8 protein-coding genes and 1 pseudogene are annotated in these 13,603 nt (G+C 58.1%); 4 read left to right on the top strand and 5 right to left on the bottom strand.

Annotated features, from left to right (window positions below):
- Nucleotides 1-117: 117 nt before the first annotated feature.
- The 3 genes and pseudogenes from HMPREF1024_RS30710 to HMPREF1024_RS09775 form a co-directional block, all read right to left on the bottom strand.
- Nucleotides 118-1,735: pseudogene (locus HMPREF1024_RS30710) on the bottom strand (mechanosensitive ion channel family protein).
- Between the two features lie 162 nt (nucleotides 1,736-1,897).
- Nucleotides 1,898-3,550, bottom strand: a complete 1,653-nt coding sequence (gene fumA, locus HMPREF1024_RS09770) for a class I fumarate hydratase FumA (protein WP_009308941.1) — start codon at nucleotides 3,548-3,550, stop codon at nucleotides 1,898-1,900.
- A gap of 54 nt (nucleotides 3,551-3,604) precedes the next feature.
- A complete protein-coding gene (locus tag HMPREF1024_RS09775) occupies nucleotides 3,605-5,116 on the bottom strand; it encodes an anion permease (RefSeq protein ID WP_004148278.1) in 1,512 nt (503 codons plus the stop codon).
- Nucleotides 5,117-5,758: 642 nt separating this feature from the next.
- Between HMPREF1024_RS09775 and HMPREF1024_RS09780 the strand changes: the two genes are divergently transcribed.
- Nucleotides 5,759-8,536, top strand: a complete 2,778-nt coding sequence (locus HMPREF1024_RS09780) for a flavocytochrome c (protein ID WP_009308940.1) — start codon at nucleotides 5,759-5,761, stop codon at nucleotides 8,534-8,536.
- 67 nt (nucleotides 8,537-8,603) lie between these two features.
- Nucleotides 8,604-9,554: an FAD:protein FMN transferase gene (locus tag HMPREF1024_RS09785; RefSeq protein ID WP_009308939.1), complete on the top strand. Its 951-nt coding sequence runs from the start codon at nucleotides 8,604-8,606 to the stop codon at nucleotides 9,552-9,554.
- Here the strand turns inward: HMPREF1024_RS09785 and dcuR are convergent.
- Nucleotides 9,535-10,254 carry a two-component system response regulator DcuR gene (gene dcuR, locus HMPREF1024_RS09790; protein ID WP_004176303.1) on the bottom strand — a complete coding sequence of 240 codons (720 nt, stop codon included), beginning with the start codon at nucleotides 10,252-10,254 and terminating at the stop codon, nucleotides 9,535-9,537. The genes HMPREF1024_RS09785 and dcuR overlap by 20 nt on opposite strands.
- Nucleotides 10,251-11,867: a sensor histidine kinase gene (locus HMPREF1024_RS09795; RefSeq protein ID WP_009308938.1), complete on the bottom strand. Its 1,617-nt coding sequence runs from the start codon at nucleotides 11,865-11,867 to the stop codon at nucleotides 10,251-10,253. Before HMPREF1024_RS09795 ends, dcuR begins: the two co-directional genes overlap by 4 nt.
- A gap of 155 nt (nucleotides 11,868-12,022) precedes the next feature.
- Here HMPREF1024_RS09795 and HMPREF1024_RS09800 point away from each other — a divergent pair, with 155 nt between their 5' ends.
- A complete protein-coding gene (locus HMPREF1024_RS09800; RefSeq protein WP_004176301.1) occupies nucleotides 12,023-12,379 on the top strand; it encodes a hypothetical protein in 357 nt (118 codons plus the stop codon).
- A gap of 163 nt (nucleotides 12,380-12,542) precedes the next feature.
- Nucleotides 12,543-13,463, top strand: coding sequence for an N-acetylmuramic acid 6-phosphate etherase (locus HMPREF1024_RS09805; protein ID WP_009308937.1), 921 nt, complete (start codon nucleotides 12,543-12,545; stop codon nucleotides 13,461-13,463).
- Nucleotides 13,464-13,603 lie beyond the last annotated feature (140 nt).

Below are 13,603 nucleotides of genomic sequence, written 5' to 3'. Positions count from 1 at the left end.
GGCCGCCAGCACCGGCAGTTTCAGTCGCGCAAGTGGGTAAATGAGTGACAGGCCGCACGAACCCTTGGCCGGGTAAGGCGCAGCCGCTACCCGGCAGAAATGCCGCTACGTTAACCTTTATTTCTCCGGCTCCTGCGGCGCGACGGCCGGGGCGGCGTACCAGGCTTCCTGCGGCACCACTACCGCCGCCTTTGGCTGCATCACAAAGTTCGGCGACATAATCTGCACGCCGAATTCGTTAAACACATCAATAATGCTGCTATGCAATGCGTTGCGGCCATCCGGCAGCTTGGCTGTGGGGAGTAAGCGCACCTGCAGCTCATACGAGGTATACCAGTCGAGCAATCCCAGCTTACGCACCACCGGGGCAATTTGCTGATCGATCCCCGGGGCGCGTCTCGCCGCCAGCTCCAGCAGCGCATGGACCTGACGCCACGGCGTATCGTAGCCGATGGTGACGCTGGTGGTGAGGTTGACTCCACCGTCGGCGCTTTCGGCGCTGAGATTAATAATTTTCCCGCTCACCACCACCGCGTTCGGGACGGTAACGATGTAATTTTCGCGGGTGAGAATTTTGGTCGCCAGCACGCCAATCTCGCTGACCTGACCCTCATTATCGGCGAGGCGGATCCAGTCGCCTTTGCGCAGCGCCCGAGAGTAGATCAGCACCAGGCCGCTCATCGCATGGGTCATCACCCCGGTTGACCCGAGGGTCAGCATCAGGCCGAAGAACACGCTAATGCCTTTGAAGGCGAGGGAGTTGGCGCCGGGAAGGAACGGGTAGGCGGCGGAGAGGGCAAACAACCAGATGACCACCGAGATAAGCCGACGGGTGGCGCTAACGGTCTCCGGATGAATGCCGGGAACCTGAATGCGGCCGGCGGCGACCTGGTCGAGAACCACCTTCACCAGGCGAATGATAAGCCAGGTGAGAAGGAAAATAAGCACCACGATCATCAGCCCCGGCAGGGAGGCGACAATCGACAGAGAGAGGTCGCGGATCACCCCCAGCGACCAGTCCCCCACGCGATTCGCTCCACACCCGCGTCCAGGGAAACAGGCTGAAGGCCCAGCTCAGCCAGAGATAACAGGCCAGCATGCCGAGAAGGATGACCAGCACAGCATAGAGTCGAACTTCAATATTGCCGAGATAGCGCCGCCAGTGCTGCGGTATGGCGCTACGTTTTTCGAGGATCCGCAGCAGGAAAAAGCGTCGCACCCGCCGCCAGGCGCGGAAGGCGCCGTAGTAAAACAGCGCCAGCAGCAGCGCCCCGGCCAGGGCTTTACCGGCGGAGATGAACAGATAGCGGTTGTTGAACTGCTCCTGGAGGCTGGTGCGCTGGGCTTCCATACGCGCCAGCACCCGCTGGGCTGCCTGGTCGAGGGTTAAATCATCGCCCTCGTCGAGATCCGCCTGGCTCAGCAGCAGCACCGGTTTGCCGTTCATCAGAAACAGTCTGCCTGGCTGACCATAGCGGATAACCGGCACGACCCGCAGCGGCTGGCGAATATCATCTTCGGTGAAGGCGCGCAGGGCGCTACGGGTGCGCAAAACGCGCTCTTCGGGCGTGGTCTGGCCAAAGGTGGCCTGCAACATGACGACAGGTTGGTGGAAAATCGTGACCGTGCGTGCCTGCTCGCGCGCGGTTGGCTGCTGTCGCGGTTCGGCGGCCAGCGCCGGCTGGAGCACCAGCAGCGCCAGCGCCCAGAGGATAACGATGCTCATCCTGTTCATTGAGGCACCTGAGATAAGAATTATTGTTATTTTTCAGCAAAAAACGGAGGGCTTGTAGTTGAGCATAGCCTGGTGCGAAGTGAATTCAAGATGGGGAAACGCGGACATAAAAAAGCCGTCGCCCAAACGGCGACGGCCTGATATCAGCGTCAGAGGATAGCGTTAGCCGTGCTGTTTACAGCCCGCGCACTGCTTATTCTGGATCTGCTGGAAGAAGTCGTTGCCTTTATCATCGACGAGGATAAACGCCGGAAAATCTTCCACTTCGATTTTCCAGATAGCTTCCATCCCCAGTTCCGGATAGGCCACGCACTCGAGGCTCTTGATACTCTGCTGGGCGAGCACTGCCGCCGGGCCGCCGATGCTTCCAAGGTAGAAGCCGCCGTGTGTATGGCAGGCATCGGTCACCTGCTGGCTGCGGTTGCCTTTCGCCAGCATCACCATGCTCGCGCCGTGGGACTGCAGCAGATCAACGTAAGAGTCCATGCGGCCGGCAGTGGTTGGGCCGAGGGAGCCGGAAGCGTAACCGGCTGGCGTTTTTGCCGGGCCCGCGTAGTAGATCGGGTGATCTTTGACGTACTGCGGCAGCGCCTCGCCGTTGTCGATAAGCTCCTTCAGCTTGGCGTGGGCGATGTCGCGGGCCACGATAATGGTGCCGTTAAGGCTCAGGCGGGTGGAGACCGGATGTGCCGACAGCTGCGCCAGGATCTCGCTCATCGGCTGATTCAGGTTGATGCTTACCACCTCGCCTTCGCCGGCCTGACGCAGATGCTCAGGAATATATTTTCCCGGATTGCTCTCCAGCTTCTCGATCCAGATACCGTCGCGGTTAATTTTGGCTTTGATATTGCGGTCGGCGGAGCAGGAGACACCCATGCCGATCGGACAGGAGGCGCCGTGGCGCGGCAGGCGGATCACCCGGATATCGTGGGCGAAGTATTTCCCGCCGAACTGCGCGCCGAGGCCGAGGTTCTGCGCTTCCTGCAGCAACTCCTGCTCCAGTTGCACGTCGCGGAACGCCTGACCGTGTTCGTTACCTTCGGTCGGCAGACCGTCGTAATAGCGGGTCGAGGCCAGTTTCACGGTCTTCAGCGTCGCTTCCGCCGAGGTGCCGCCGATCACAAACGCGATGTGGTACGGCGGGCAGGCGGCGGTGCCGAGAGTGCGCATCTTCTCAACGAGGTAGTTTTTCAGCTTCGCCGGGGTGATCAGGGCCTTGGTCTCCTGGTACAGATAGGTTTTGTTGGCGGAACCGCCGCCTTTCGCCATGCACAGGAACTTATATTCTTCACCGTCGACGCTATAGAGATCGATCTGCGCCGGCAGGTTGGTGCCGGTGTTAACCTCTTTATACATATCCAGCGGCGCGTTCTGTGAGTAGCGCAGGTTATCTTCGGTATAGGTGTTGTAAACGCCCTGCGCCAGAGCGGCTTCATCGCCGCCGCCGGTCCAGACGCGCTGGCCTTTTTTCCCCATGATAATCGCGGTGCCGGTATCCTGGCAGGTCGGCAGCACGCCCTTGGCGGCAATTTCCGAGTTGCGCAGGAACTGCAGGGCGACATATTTATCGTTATCGCTGGCTTCCGGGTCGAGCAAAATCGAGGCGACCTGTTGCTGATGGGAGACGCGCAGCATAAAGGCGGCGTCGTGGAAGGCCTGCTGAGCGAGCAGGGTCAGCGCCTGCGGCTCTACTTTCAGGACCTGCTGGCCGTCAAATTCGGCGACGGAGACGTGCTCTTTGCTGAGCAGGTAGTATTCCGTATCGTCGTGCGCCAGCGGAAACGGATCCTGATAAACAAACGGTTTAGTCGACATAGTCACTTACTCCATAAAGATAAAAACCGCCGGGGTAGTCCCGGCGGTTATGAATCAGAACATCATGGACATCCACGGATAGCCAATCAGCAGCAGGGCGGCCAGGAAGATGGCGCCAAAGATGGTGCCGAGGCGCCAGTAATCTTTGGTCGGCAGGTAGCCGCTGCCGTAGTAGATTGGGCTTGGGCCAGTACCGTACGGGGTGATGATCCCCATCACGCCCAGCGAGGTGACCATCAGCAGGACAAACACTTCCATATTCATTCCCGGGATAGTCGAGGCAATGGTCAGCATGGCCGGCAGCAGCGCGGTGGTGTGCGCGGTGGTGCTGGCAAACAGATAGTGCAGCAGGTAGAACGCCAGCAGCAGGACGATGGTTGCCATCCCCGGGGAGATGCCGCTCATCAGCGCGCCGCCCTCTTTACCCAGCCAGGCGATAAAGCCGGTGGAGGAGAGGCCGTCGGCCAGTGCCACCAGGGTGGCGAACCAGACAAAGGTGTTCCATGCCGCTTTGTTGTTGGTGATATCGCTCCAGGAGAGCACGCCGGTCCACAGCATCAGCACGATAACCAGCAGGGCAGCCAGCGCCGGTTCGATCCAGTCGGCGGCGAAGATCCACATCATCAGCGCGAAGCAGACGAATACCAGCAGCAGAATTTCATTGCGCGACAGTTTGCCCAGTTTTTCCAGTTCACGCGCGGCCCACAGTGGCACTTCGTTATTGACTTTCACTTCCGGCGGGTAGAACCAGTAGGCCAGCAGCGGCATGGCCAGAATCAGCAGGATACCCAGCGGCAGGAAGGCAATGAACCAGGTGCCCCAGGAGATATTGATGCCAACAATGCTTTTGACCAGCGCCAGGGCCAGCAGGTTCGGGGCCAGAGCCGACAGGAACATCGAGCTGGTAATACAGGCGGCGGTGATCGCTACCCACATCAGATAGGAACCGATTTTACGTGCGCTCGGATCGTTTGGCTTTGAACCGTACAGCGGCGGCAGGTTAGCGATAATCGGGTAGATAGTCCCCCCGCTGCGTGCGGTGTTAGACGGCGTAAACGGCGCCAGCAGCAGATCCGCGAAGGTGATGGCGTAGCCGAGCGTCAGGCTACGACGGCCAAGATATTTCACCAGAATCAGCGCCAGGCGGCGGCCGAACTGCGTTTTATCGTAGCCGGCGGCGAACATGAACGCGCCGAAGATAAGCCACACGGTGGAGTTGCCGAAGCCGCTCACCGCCCACTTAAAGGAGGCGCCAGCCATTTTGAAGCCTGGCGCGGCCATCTGATCCGGGCTGAACAGCAGCCACTGGCTGCACAAGGCAATAACTACCACGCCGGTGATACCGATAACGGCGCCGGGCAGCGGTTCAAAAATCAACCCGACGATCACCCCGACAAAGATAGCGAAGTAGTGCCAGGCGTACGGCGGCAGGCCTTCGGGGACCGGGACGAACAATAACAGCACGGCAACGATAATCGGCAGCGCCATCATCAGGAGAGGTTTTTTATTCGCAGTCGTTGGCTTGACTGCACCGGCAGGCGGTATGGTTGTCTTTTTCTCTTTCATAATGAGTATCTGCAAGTTGTTGAAAATAACGTTTACGCCAGCGTCTTGCTCAGTGATTTCTTTAATTACAAAAGTTACTTTAGTTTTTATTTTGCGTTTCTGAGTATCGACAGGGCGCTTATTTAACGCGTTTTATGAGGCGTTAAATTAAATTTGTTGGTTATTTATATATTGCGCTTTCAATGGCCATTGCAATTGATCAAGATCAAGAAAAGCCGGTGATTTCATTATTTTTTTATTATCAGTATAACCCTATGTGATGAGGTGTTATTTTGGCGAAAATATCGATAGATGTTAAAAGAAAAATGAACAATAAATGCTGAAATTATTTTATGTTTTAGTATCTTTATGATTTTATTGTATTTTTTGTTGTTTTATTATCATTGTTTATGTTAACAAAAGTATCCTAATTGTTATCACGCATTTGTATTATGTAAATGCTGTTTATTATTTTAATAATACAATAGAGGTAGCGATGTTATTGCTGGGGTTAAATAGTTTTATAACTAACGTAATTGGTTTAGTAATTAAAAAAGGCGCTATATTATTGGCATGACAACAGGAATTAAAAAAACCAAAACCATTAATGATTCCGTCACCCCATTCTGAGCTTTTAATATTTTAAAATCTGGAGCGTAACTTATGACCAGTAACGAACGTATTTTGCAGCCATTTACTTTACCAAATGGTACCGAGCTGAAAAACCGTTTGCTCATGGCGCCAATGACCACCTGCACCGGTTATTTCGATGGTACCGTCACCAGCGAGCTGGTGGAGTACTACCGCGCGCGCGCCGGAAGCATCGGTACCATTATTGTCGAGTGCTGCTTTATTGATGACTACGGTCTGGCCTTCCCGGGCACGATCGGCATTGATAATGATGAAAAAATTGCCGGCCTGGCGAAAATCGCTGAGGCGATCAAAGCCGAGGGTTCAAAAGCGATTCTGCAGATCTACCACGGCGGCCGTATGGTCGACCCGCAGCTGATCGGGGGGCGCCAGCCGGTGGCGCCGAGCGCTATTGCCGCGCCGCGTGAGGGCGCCGCCATGCCGCGGGCGCTGAGCGGAGAAGAAGTGGAAGGGATGATCGCCAAGTTTGGCGACGGCGTTCGTCGCGCCATTCTCGCCGGTTTCGACGGGGTCGAAATTCACGGCGCCAACACCTATCTCATTCAGCAGTTCTATTCGCCGAACTCCAACCAGCGCGATGACGAGTGGGGCGGTAGCCGCGACAACCGCGCCCGTTTCCCACTGGCGGTGCTGGATATTACCCACAAAATGGCCCGCCAGTACGCCGACGATGCCTTTATCATCGGCTATCGCTTCTCGCCGGAGGAGATGGAGGTCCCGGGGATCCGCTTTGACGACACCATGTATCTGCTGGAAAAGCTGGCCGCCCGCGGTGTCGATTATCTGCACTTCTCGGTGGGTGCCACCCTGCGTCCGTCTATCGTCGATACCAGCGACCCGACGCCGCTGATCGAGAAATACTGCGCGATGCGCTCTGACACCCTCGCCCAGGTGCCGGTGATGGGCGTCGGCGGGGTGGTGAACGCCGCTGATGCCGAGCAGGGCCTCGATCATGGTTATGACCTGATCGCCGTGGGCCGCGCCTGCATCGCCTATCCGGACTGGGCGTCACGTATCGCCGCCGGCCAAGAGCTGGAGCTGTTTATCGACAGCACCCAGCGTGAAGCGCTGCACATTCCGGAACCGCTATGGCGTTTCTCGCTGGTGGAAGCGATGATCCGCGACATGAGCATGGGCGACGCCAAATTTAAACCGGGGATGTTTGTTGAGACCGTCCACGATGACGCCAATGAGCTGGTGATCAACGTCAGCCTCGAAAATGACCATATTGCCGATATCGAACTGGCGGCGAGCCCGGTCCAGACTGTGGAATTCACCACCAGCTTCGAAGAGATCCGCGAACGCATTCTCACCGCCAATACCCCGCACGTCGATGCCATTTCCGGGGCCACCAGCCAGAGCGAGGCGGTGAAAAAAGCGGTCGCCAAAGCGATGCTGAAATCGAGTAAAGCGCTGGCGGCGGAAGAGGGCGGCAATGACGCCGCGCCGAAAAGCTATGATGTGGTGGTAGTCGGCAGCGGCGGCGCCGGTCTGGCGGCAGCCATTCAGGCACACGACGAAGGGGCCAGCGTGCTGATCGTTGAAAAAATGCCAACCATCGGCGGGAACACCATCAAGGCTTCCGCCGGGATGAACGCCGCGGAAACCCGCTTCCAGCGCGTGAAGGGTATCGAAGACAGTAAAGAGCTGTTCTATCAGGAAACCCTGAAGGGCGGCCACAACAAAAACAACCCGCAGCTGCTGCGCCGTTTCGTTGAAAACGCGCCGCAAGCCATTGAGTGGCTGGCGGACCGGGGCATTATGCTCAACGACATTACCACCACCGGTGGGATGAGCATTGACCGTACCCACCGCCCGCGCGACGGGTCAGCGGTCGGCGGCTATCTGATTAGCGGCCTGGTGCGCAACATCACCAAACGCGGTATTGACGTCCTGCTGGATACCTCGGTGGAAGAGATCCTGATGCGCGGGGATGAGGTTAGCGGTGTACGTCTGATCAACGACGAAAAAGAGGTCATTGAAGTACAGACCAAAAGCATCGTAGTGGCCACCGGCGGCTTCAGCGCTAACAGCGCGATGGTCGTGAAGTATCGTCCTGACCTTGAAGGCTTCGTCACCACTAACCACAAAGGGGCTACCGGGAGCGGTATCGCGTTGCTGGAACGCATCGGCGCCGGCACCGTGGACATGGGCGAAATTCAGATTCACCCGACCGTCGAGCAGCAGACCTCGTATCTGATTTCCGAATCGATTCGCGGCGGCGGCGCTATTCTCGTTAACCAGCAGGGGAACCGCTTCTTCAACGAGATGGAGACCCGCGATAAAGTCTCGGCGGCGATTATCGCTCTGCCGGAACACTATGCTTACATCGTCTTCGACGAGCATGTGCGGGCGAAAAACAAAGCTGCCGACGAGTACATCGCCAAAGGCTTCGTCACCAGCGCCAGCTCACCGCGGGAACTGGCGGACAAACTGGGGATGGATTACCATACCTTCCTCGCCACCCTCGAGTGCTATAACGGGGCGGTGGAAAAACAGCATGATGAACAGTTTGGCCGGACCACCGCGCTGCGCGCGCCGATTAACGAAGGCCCGTTCCACGCTATTCGCATCGCCCCCGGGGTGCACCACACCATGGGCGGCGTGACCATTAATACCGATGGCGAAGTGCTGAATGTGGCGCAGCAGCCGATTCGCGGCGCCTACGCCGCCGGTGAAGTGGTGGGCGGGATCCACGGCGGCAACCGTATCGGCGGTAACGCGGTGGCGGATATCATTATCTTCGGTACCCTCGCGGGCCATCAGGCGGCGAAACGTGCCAGAGGATAACCTGTAACCTTGCTCCTGCCGGGTTGGCGCTTTCACCGCCCGGCTTGCCCCTTCTAAGGAGAGCCCGATGTCCGATAACCGCGTCTATAGCTACTCCGCCGTGTTGATGGGCTCGCCCATCCTGCTCAAACTCTGTTCCCACGATGAGGCGATGGCCTCCCGCGTTTTCCAGCTTATCAAGCGCTACGAAGACCTGCTTACCGTTAACCGCGCCGAGTCGCAGGTGATGGATATCAACCATGCCGCCGGGCGTCATCCGGTCACCGTCAGCCGACCGGTCTTTCAGCTGATCCAGTGCGCCAAAGCCGCCAGCATGGTGCGCGACAGCGCCTTTAACCTCGCCATCGGCCCGCTGGTGAAGCTGTGGCGAATTGGTTTTCACGGGCACAGCGTGCCTGACGCGGCTGATATCAAAGCCCGACTGGCGCTGACCCGCCCACAGGAGGTGATCCTCGATGAGGCAACCTGCAGCGTGTTTCTCCAACAGCCGGGGATGGAGCTGGATCTCGGGGCGATCGCCAAAGGTTATATCGCTGACCGCGTGCGCGATTATCTCCGTCAGCAGCAGGTGGAGAAGGCGCTGATCAACCTCGGCGGCAATGTGCATACCCTCGGCGAATGGGCCATTGGCCTGAAAAAACCATTTGCCGACGCGCAGGCGCTGATCGGTTCCCTGACGGTCAACGGGCAATCGGTAGTCACCTCCGGGACCTACGAGCGCTATTTCGAACAGGATGGCAAACGCTGGCACCATATTCTCGACCCGCGCAGCGGTTATCCGCTGGACAACGAACTCGACAGCGTGACGGTCATTTCCGCGGATTCTTTAGACGGCGACATCTGGACCACGCTGCTGTTCGGCCTCGGCGTGGAGAAGGGCTGCGCAGCGCTGCGTCAGCGGCAGGATATCGACGCGATTTTCGTTACCAAAAATCGCGACATTATTCTCTCATCGCCGCAGCGGCTGCGTTTTGCGCCGCTGGACAGCGGCTATCGGGTTATTGACTGTACTGCTTAAGCAAACTGTACTGTTCGGCGACCAGGCGGTAGCGATAGACCGGCCGCCCGGTAGCGCCGTAGTGGATAGTGGTATAGAGAATATTGATCTGCGCCAGCCAAATCAGATATTTGCGGCAGGAAACGCGGGAGATATTCACCGCCGCCGCCAGCTCATCGGTAGAGAATTCGACATCCGGATGGGCGTCAATCCACTGGCAGAGTGTGCGCAGCGTTTGCGCGGTTAACCCTTTAGGCAGCTTGCGCGCGTCGCTGGCCTCCGGCGCGCCGCCGTGCAGCAGGCGGTCGACATCGGCCTGTTCGTAATAGGGCTGGCCGGTTATTAGCTTACGCTTCTCCCGCCAGGTGGTGAGCGCCTCTTCAAAGCGCGGAAACTGGAAGGGTTTGATCAGGTAATCGACCACCCCGTAATGCATCGCGGTCTGTACCGTGGCGGCATCCGCCGCCGAGGTAATCATGATAACGTCGATGGCGCGCCCCGACTCGCGGATGGTCGGCAGGAGATCGAGCCCGCTGTCCTGCTGCATGTAGACATCCAGCAGCACCAGATCGATCTCCTGCTGCGGATCGTTAATCATCTCCTGGGCCTGACTGAGCGTCGAAGCGCTCCCGCTGCAACGAAAGCCGGGAACCCTTGCCACGTACAGGCGATTCAGTTCGGCCACCATGGCATCATCGTCAACAATTAAAACATTTATCACGCAGGTTTCCTTTTACTATCCCAGGGGAGATGAACAAAAAATTGGGTAAATACGCCGGGTTCCGATTCGACGGCGAGGGTGCCGCCGAGCTCGCGCAACTGCTGGTTAGCAAGAAACAGCCCGACGCCGCGATTCTCGCCTTTGGTGGAGAAGCCTTTGTTAAAGATAGCGTCGATGTTGTTCTCCGGGATCCCCGGCCCATCGTCGCTCACTTCACCGCTTAGCCAGCCGTCCTGGTAGTGCAGCAGCAGGCCGATCTCACCCTCCGCCTGGCCGCTCATGGCGTCCAGCGCGTTCTCAATAAGGTTGCCCAGCACCGTCACCAGCACCGTGACCTGTTTCTCGTTCGGACAATCCGGCACCAGGCTCTCCTCCGCCAGCGTCAGGGTAAAGCCGCACTCTGTGGCGCGCTGAATTTTACTTATCAGGAAGCCGGCCACCACCGGGGATTTAATGCGATGTTGAATGTCGCCGATGTCCGCCTGGTAGCGGTGGGCGGTCTGCAGCACGTATTCCTCGAGTTTGCCGTAGCTTTTCATATTCAGCAGACCGAGGATCACGTGCAGTTTATTCATAAACTCATGGGAGGTGGTGCGCAGGGCATCCACATAGCTCATCATGCCGTCCAGTCGCTGCAGCAATTGGCTGACCTCCGTTTTATCGCGGAAGGTACAGATGGCGCCGACCACCGCACCCTGGCTGCGAATGGGCACTGTATTGCCGATCAGCAGCAGACCATTGCACCCCAGTTCGCGGTCGTACATTGGCTCGCCGCTCTGCAGTACGGTCTGCAGATCGTCGAGCAGGGGGCTGTGAACGAGAGTCTTATCCGGGCCGGAAAAGAGGATCTCTTCCGCCGCGGGGTTGATGAGATTTACCTCGCCATGGGCATCGACCGCTACCACCCCCTCCTTGAGGGCGTGAAGCATGGCCTGACGCTGCTGAAACTGGGTGGATATTTCGTGCGGCTCCAGCCCCAGCAGCACGCGCTTCAGGCCGCGAACCAGGCTCCAGGTGCCCAGCGCGCAGACCAGCGCGCTGAACAGGATGGTCAGCAGCACGTCCCAACGGCTGTTGGCGATCTGTTCGTCCACTTTACTCAGTGAAATGCCGACCACCACCACGCCGATTTGCTGATGCCGTTCGTTGAACACCGGCGTAAACACCCGTAGCGCTGGGGCCAGCACCCCGTGGTTGATGGCGACATTCTCTTTTCCCTGCAGCGTCGGCTGAATATCGTGGCCGATGAACGGTTTGCCGATGATTGAGCTGTCCGGATGCGAATAGCGAATACCCTGCATATCGGTGACGATAGCGTACAACAGGTCGTTGCGGCGGGTAATGGCCTGCGCCAGCGGTTGAATGATCTGCTGCTGCGGGGGCGCCTCCAGTCCGCGCTTCACCTGCGGCATATCGGCCATGGTGCGCGCCACCGCCAGCGCGGTCTCTTTCAGACCGTCGCGGGTGGCGTTGCTGATCTGCATATACCACAAGGCATACACCAGCAGCAGCACGGCGCCGATGACGCTGCCGATCATCAAGGACACGGCGGTGCTCAGCTTTAACGGTAAGGCGCGTTGGCAAACGCGAGGCGGGTGCTCTGAAGCCTTCATGACGACCCCGGGTAGATTCAGTGAAAGATTATTATCGCCGATAGCGCGGCATACATAAAGCCGTGTAATCAAAGCAAAAGGCCGCTTTTGCTACGGCAGACTCCTCCAGCGCGCGGTACACTGCGGCTTTTCGCCACAGGCTTAAGGGAGACACTATGGAACTGGCTTCTCTGGTCCGGGATATCCTCCGGCAGCGGCACGTTGAACGACTGGCGCAGCATCGTGAACAGGATAATGAAGCGGAAGCAGAGTGGGAGATCGCCCGCTGGCGGCATCGCAGCGGGGTGGTGATCCAGCGCCGCTATGAGCTCGAGATCGCGCAGCAGGATAGCGCATCCTGCCCGGAGTGCTGGATTGACTGGCAGGTTATCGACGCCGCCGGCCAGGAGATCAACCCGATGCGCAAACAGTTTTATAACCTTTGCCAGCAATCCTTCTGGCTGGCTATGCAGGCGGGTGGTGAAGATGAGACCTCAGACAGAATTGCTCAGATAACCGACAATCACCCGTAAACGCGCGTTGGGGACGGTAAACTGTGACCCCGACGGCGGTAAAGCGCAGAACATTCCACTTATAGTGGCGGCAGAGGTTAAATAGTCCTGATGAATATAAGGATATGCATCAGGCCGCTGATTTTGCCGAGATGCGCTTTTTCTGTCGTAAATGGAGGTTGTTATGAGCAGTTCGCTAACCGCGTCAATGCAGGCTCGTCGTCACCCGGAGACCACCCACATCGATCGCCTCGCCACCGCCGATATGCTGGCGATGCTGCATCAGGATGATAAGCAGATATCGGAGGCGGTCGGCGCCTGTCTGCCGGATATCGCCCGGCTGATTGATATCGCCACCGCGACGATAAGCCGGGGAGGGCGCCTGGTCATTATTGGCGCCGGCGCTTCGGGCCGGACGGCCATTGAGGTGGTCAGCGACTATTCGCCGGAAGGTAAACACGCGCTGGTGGGGCTGATTGCCGGTGGGCAGACGGCGGCGATGGCCGAGCGGGAGACTGCGGCGAATAATTATGACCTGGGCGCCTTTGAGCTGCAGTCGCTGGACTTCAGCAACCGCGATATGCTGCTGGCGCTGACCGTCAGCGGCAAGACGCCATGGGTGTGGGGGGCGATGCGCCACGCCTGGTCGCTGGGCGCCCCGATAGCGGTCATCACCCAGCAGCCGACCAGCGAGGCGGCGCAGCTGGCGGATATCATTATTGCTCCGCAGACCGGGCCGGAGGCGGTGGCGGGGTTAGCCAATCCGAAGGCTCAGTTGGCCCAGAGGCAGATCGTCAATATGCTGACAACCGGACTCGCCATCCGTGACGGTCGGGTGTACAGCAATTTGCGGGTGGACGTACAGGCTGACAATTCGCACTGGGCGGAGCGGCAGATAGCGATTGTGATGGCGGCCACCGATTGCACGCGCAGTGAAGCAAAGGCCGACCTGGCCAGCTGCCATCAGCACTGCCGCACCGCGATCCTGATGCTGCTCAGCGGGCTTGACGCCTGGCACGCGCGGGAGCTGCTAACCAAACATCACGATCATCTGCGTCTCGCCCTGCGTGAAGCCCAGCGTAGCGCTGTCACTCCCGCCCAGTAATCCCTTCTCTGCCAGGCGCGCGATGAGCATGCGCGTCTGGACTTTTGTAATTAAAGAAATTCTTATCTTTTATTTTACCCGGCAATAGATATTGAATTTTCGACCTTATTTTTTTATCCGTCTTCGCTCTGTTTTTAAAA

It is taken from the genome of Klebsiella sp. 4_1_44FAA (genome assembly GCF_000238715.1).
In the GTDB taxonomy this organism is placed as follows: domain Bacteria; phylum Pseudomonadota; class Gammaproteobacteria; order Enterobacterales; family Enterobacteriaceae; genus Klebsiella; species Klebsiella pneumoniae.
Note: the sequence above shows the minus strand (reverse complement) of the source record. Positions and strands in the feature narration are given on the sequence as shown.

Bases quoted from the DNA above. Each gene is read 5' to 3' on its own strand.
- fumA (WP_009308941.1), bottom strand. From the start codon at position 3,550: ATGTCGACTAAACCGTTTGTTTATCAGGATCCGTTTCCGCTGGCGCAC.
- HMPREF1024_RS09775 (WP_004148278.1), bottom strand. From the start codon at position 5,116: ATGAAAGAGAAAAAGACAACCATACCGCCTGCCGGTGCAGTCAAGCCA.
- HMPREF1024_RS09780 (WP_009308940.1), top strand. From the start codon at position 5,759: ATGACCAGTAACGAACGTATTTTGCAGCCATTTACTTTACCAAATGGT.
- HMPREF1024_RS09785 (WP_009308939.1), top strand. From the start codon at position 8,604: ATGTCCGATAACCGCGTCTATAGCTACTCCGCCGTGTTGATGGGCTCG.
- HMPREF1024_RS09795 (WP_009308938.1), bottom strand. From the start codon at position 11,867: ATGAAGGCTTCAGAGCACCCGCCTCGCGTTTGCCAACGCGCCTTACCG.
- HMPREF1024_RS09800 (WP_004176301.1), top strand. From the start codon at position 12,023: ATGGAACTGGCTTCTCTGGTCCGGGATATCCTCCGGCAGCGGCACGTT.
- HMPREF1024_RS09805 (WP_009308937.1), top strand. From the start codon at position 12,543: ATGAGCAGTTCGCTAACCGCGTCAATGCAGGCTCGTCGTCACCCGGAG.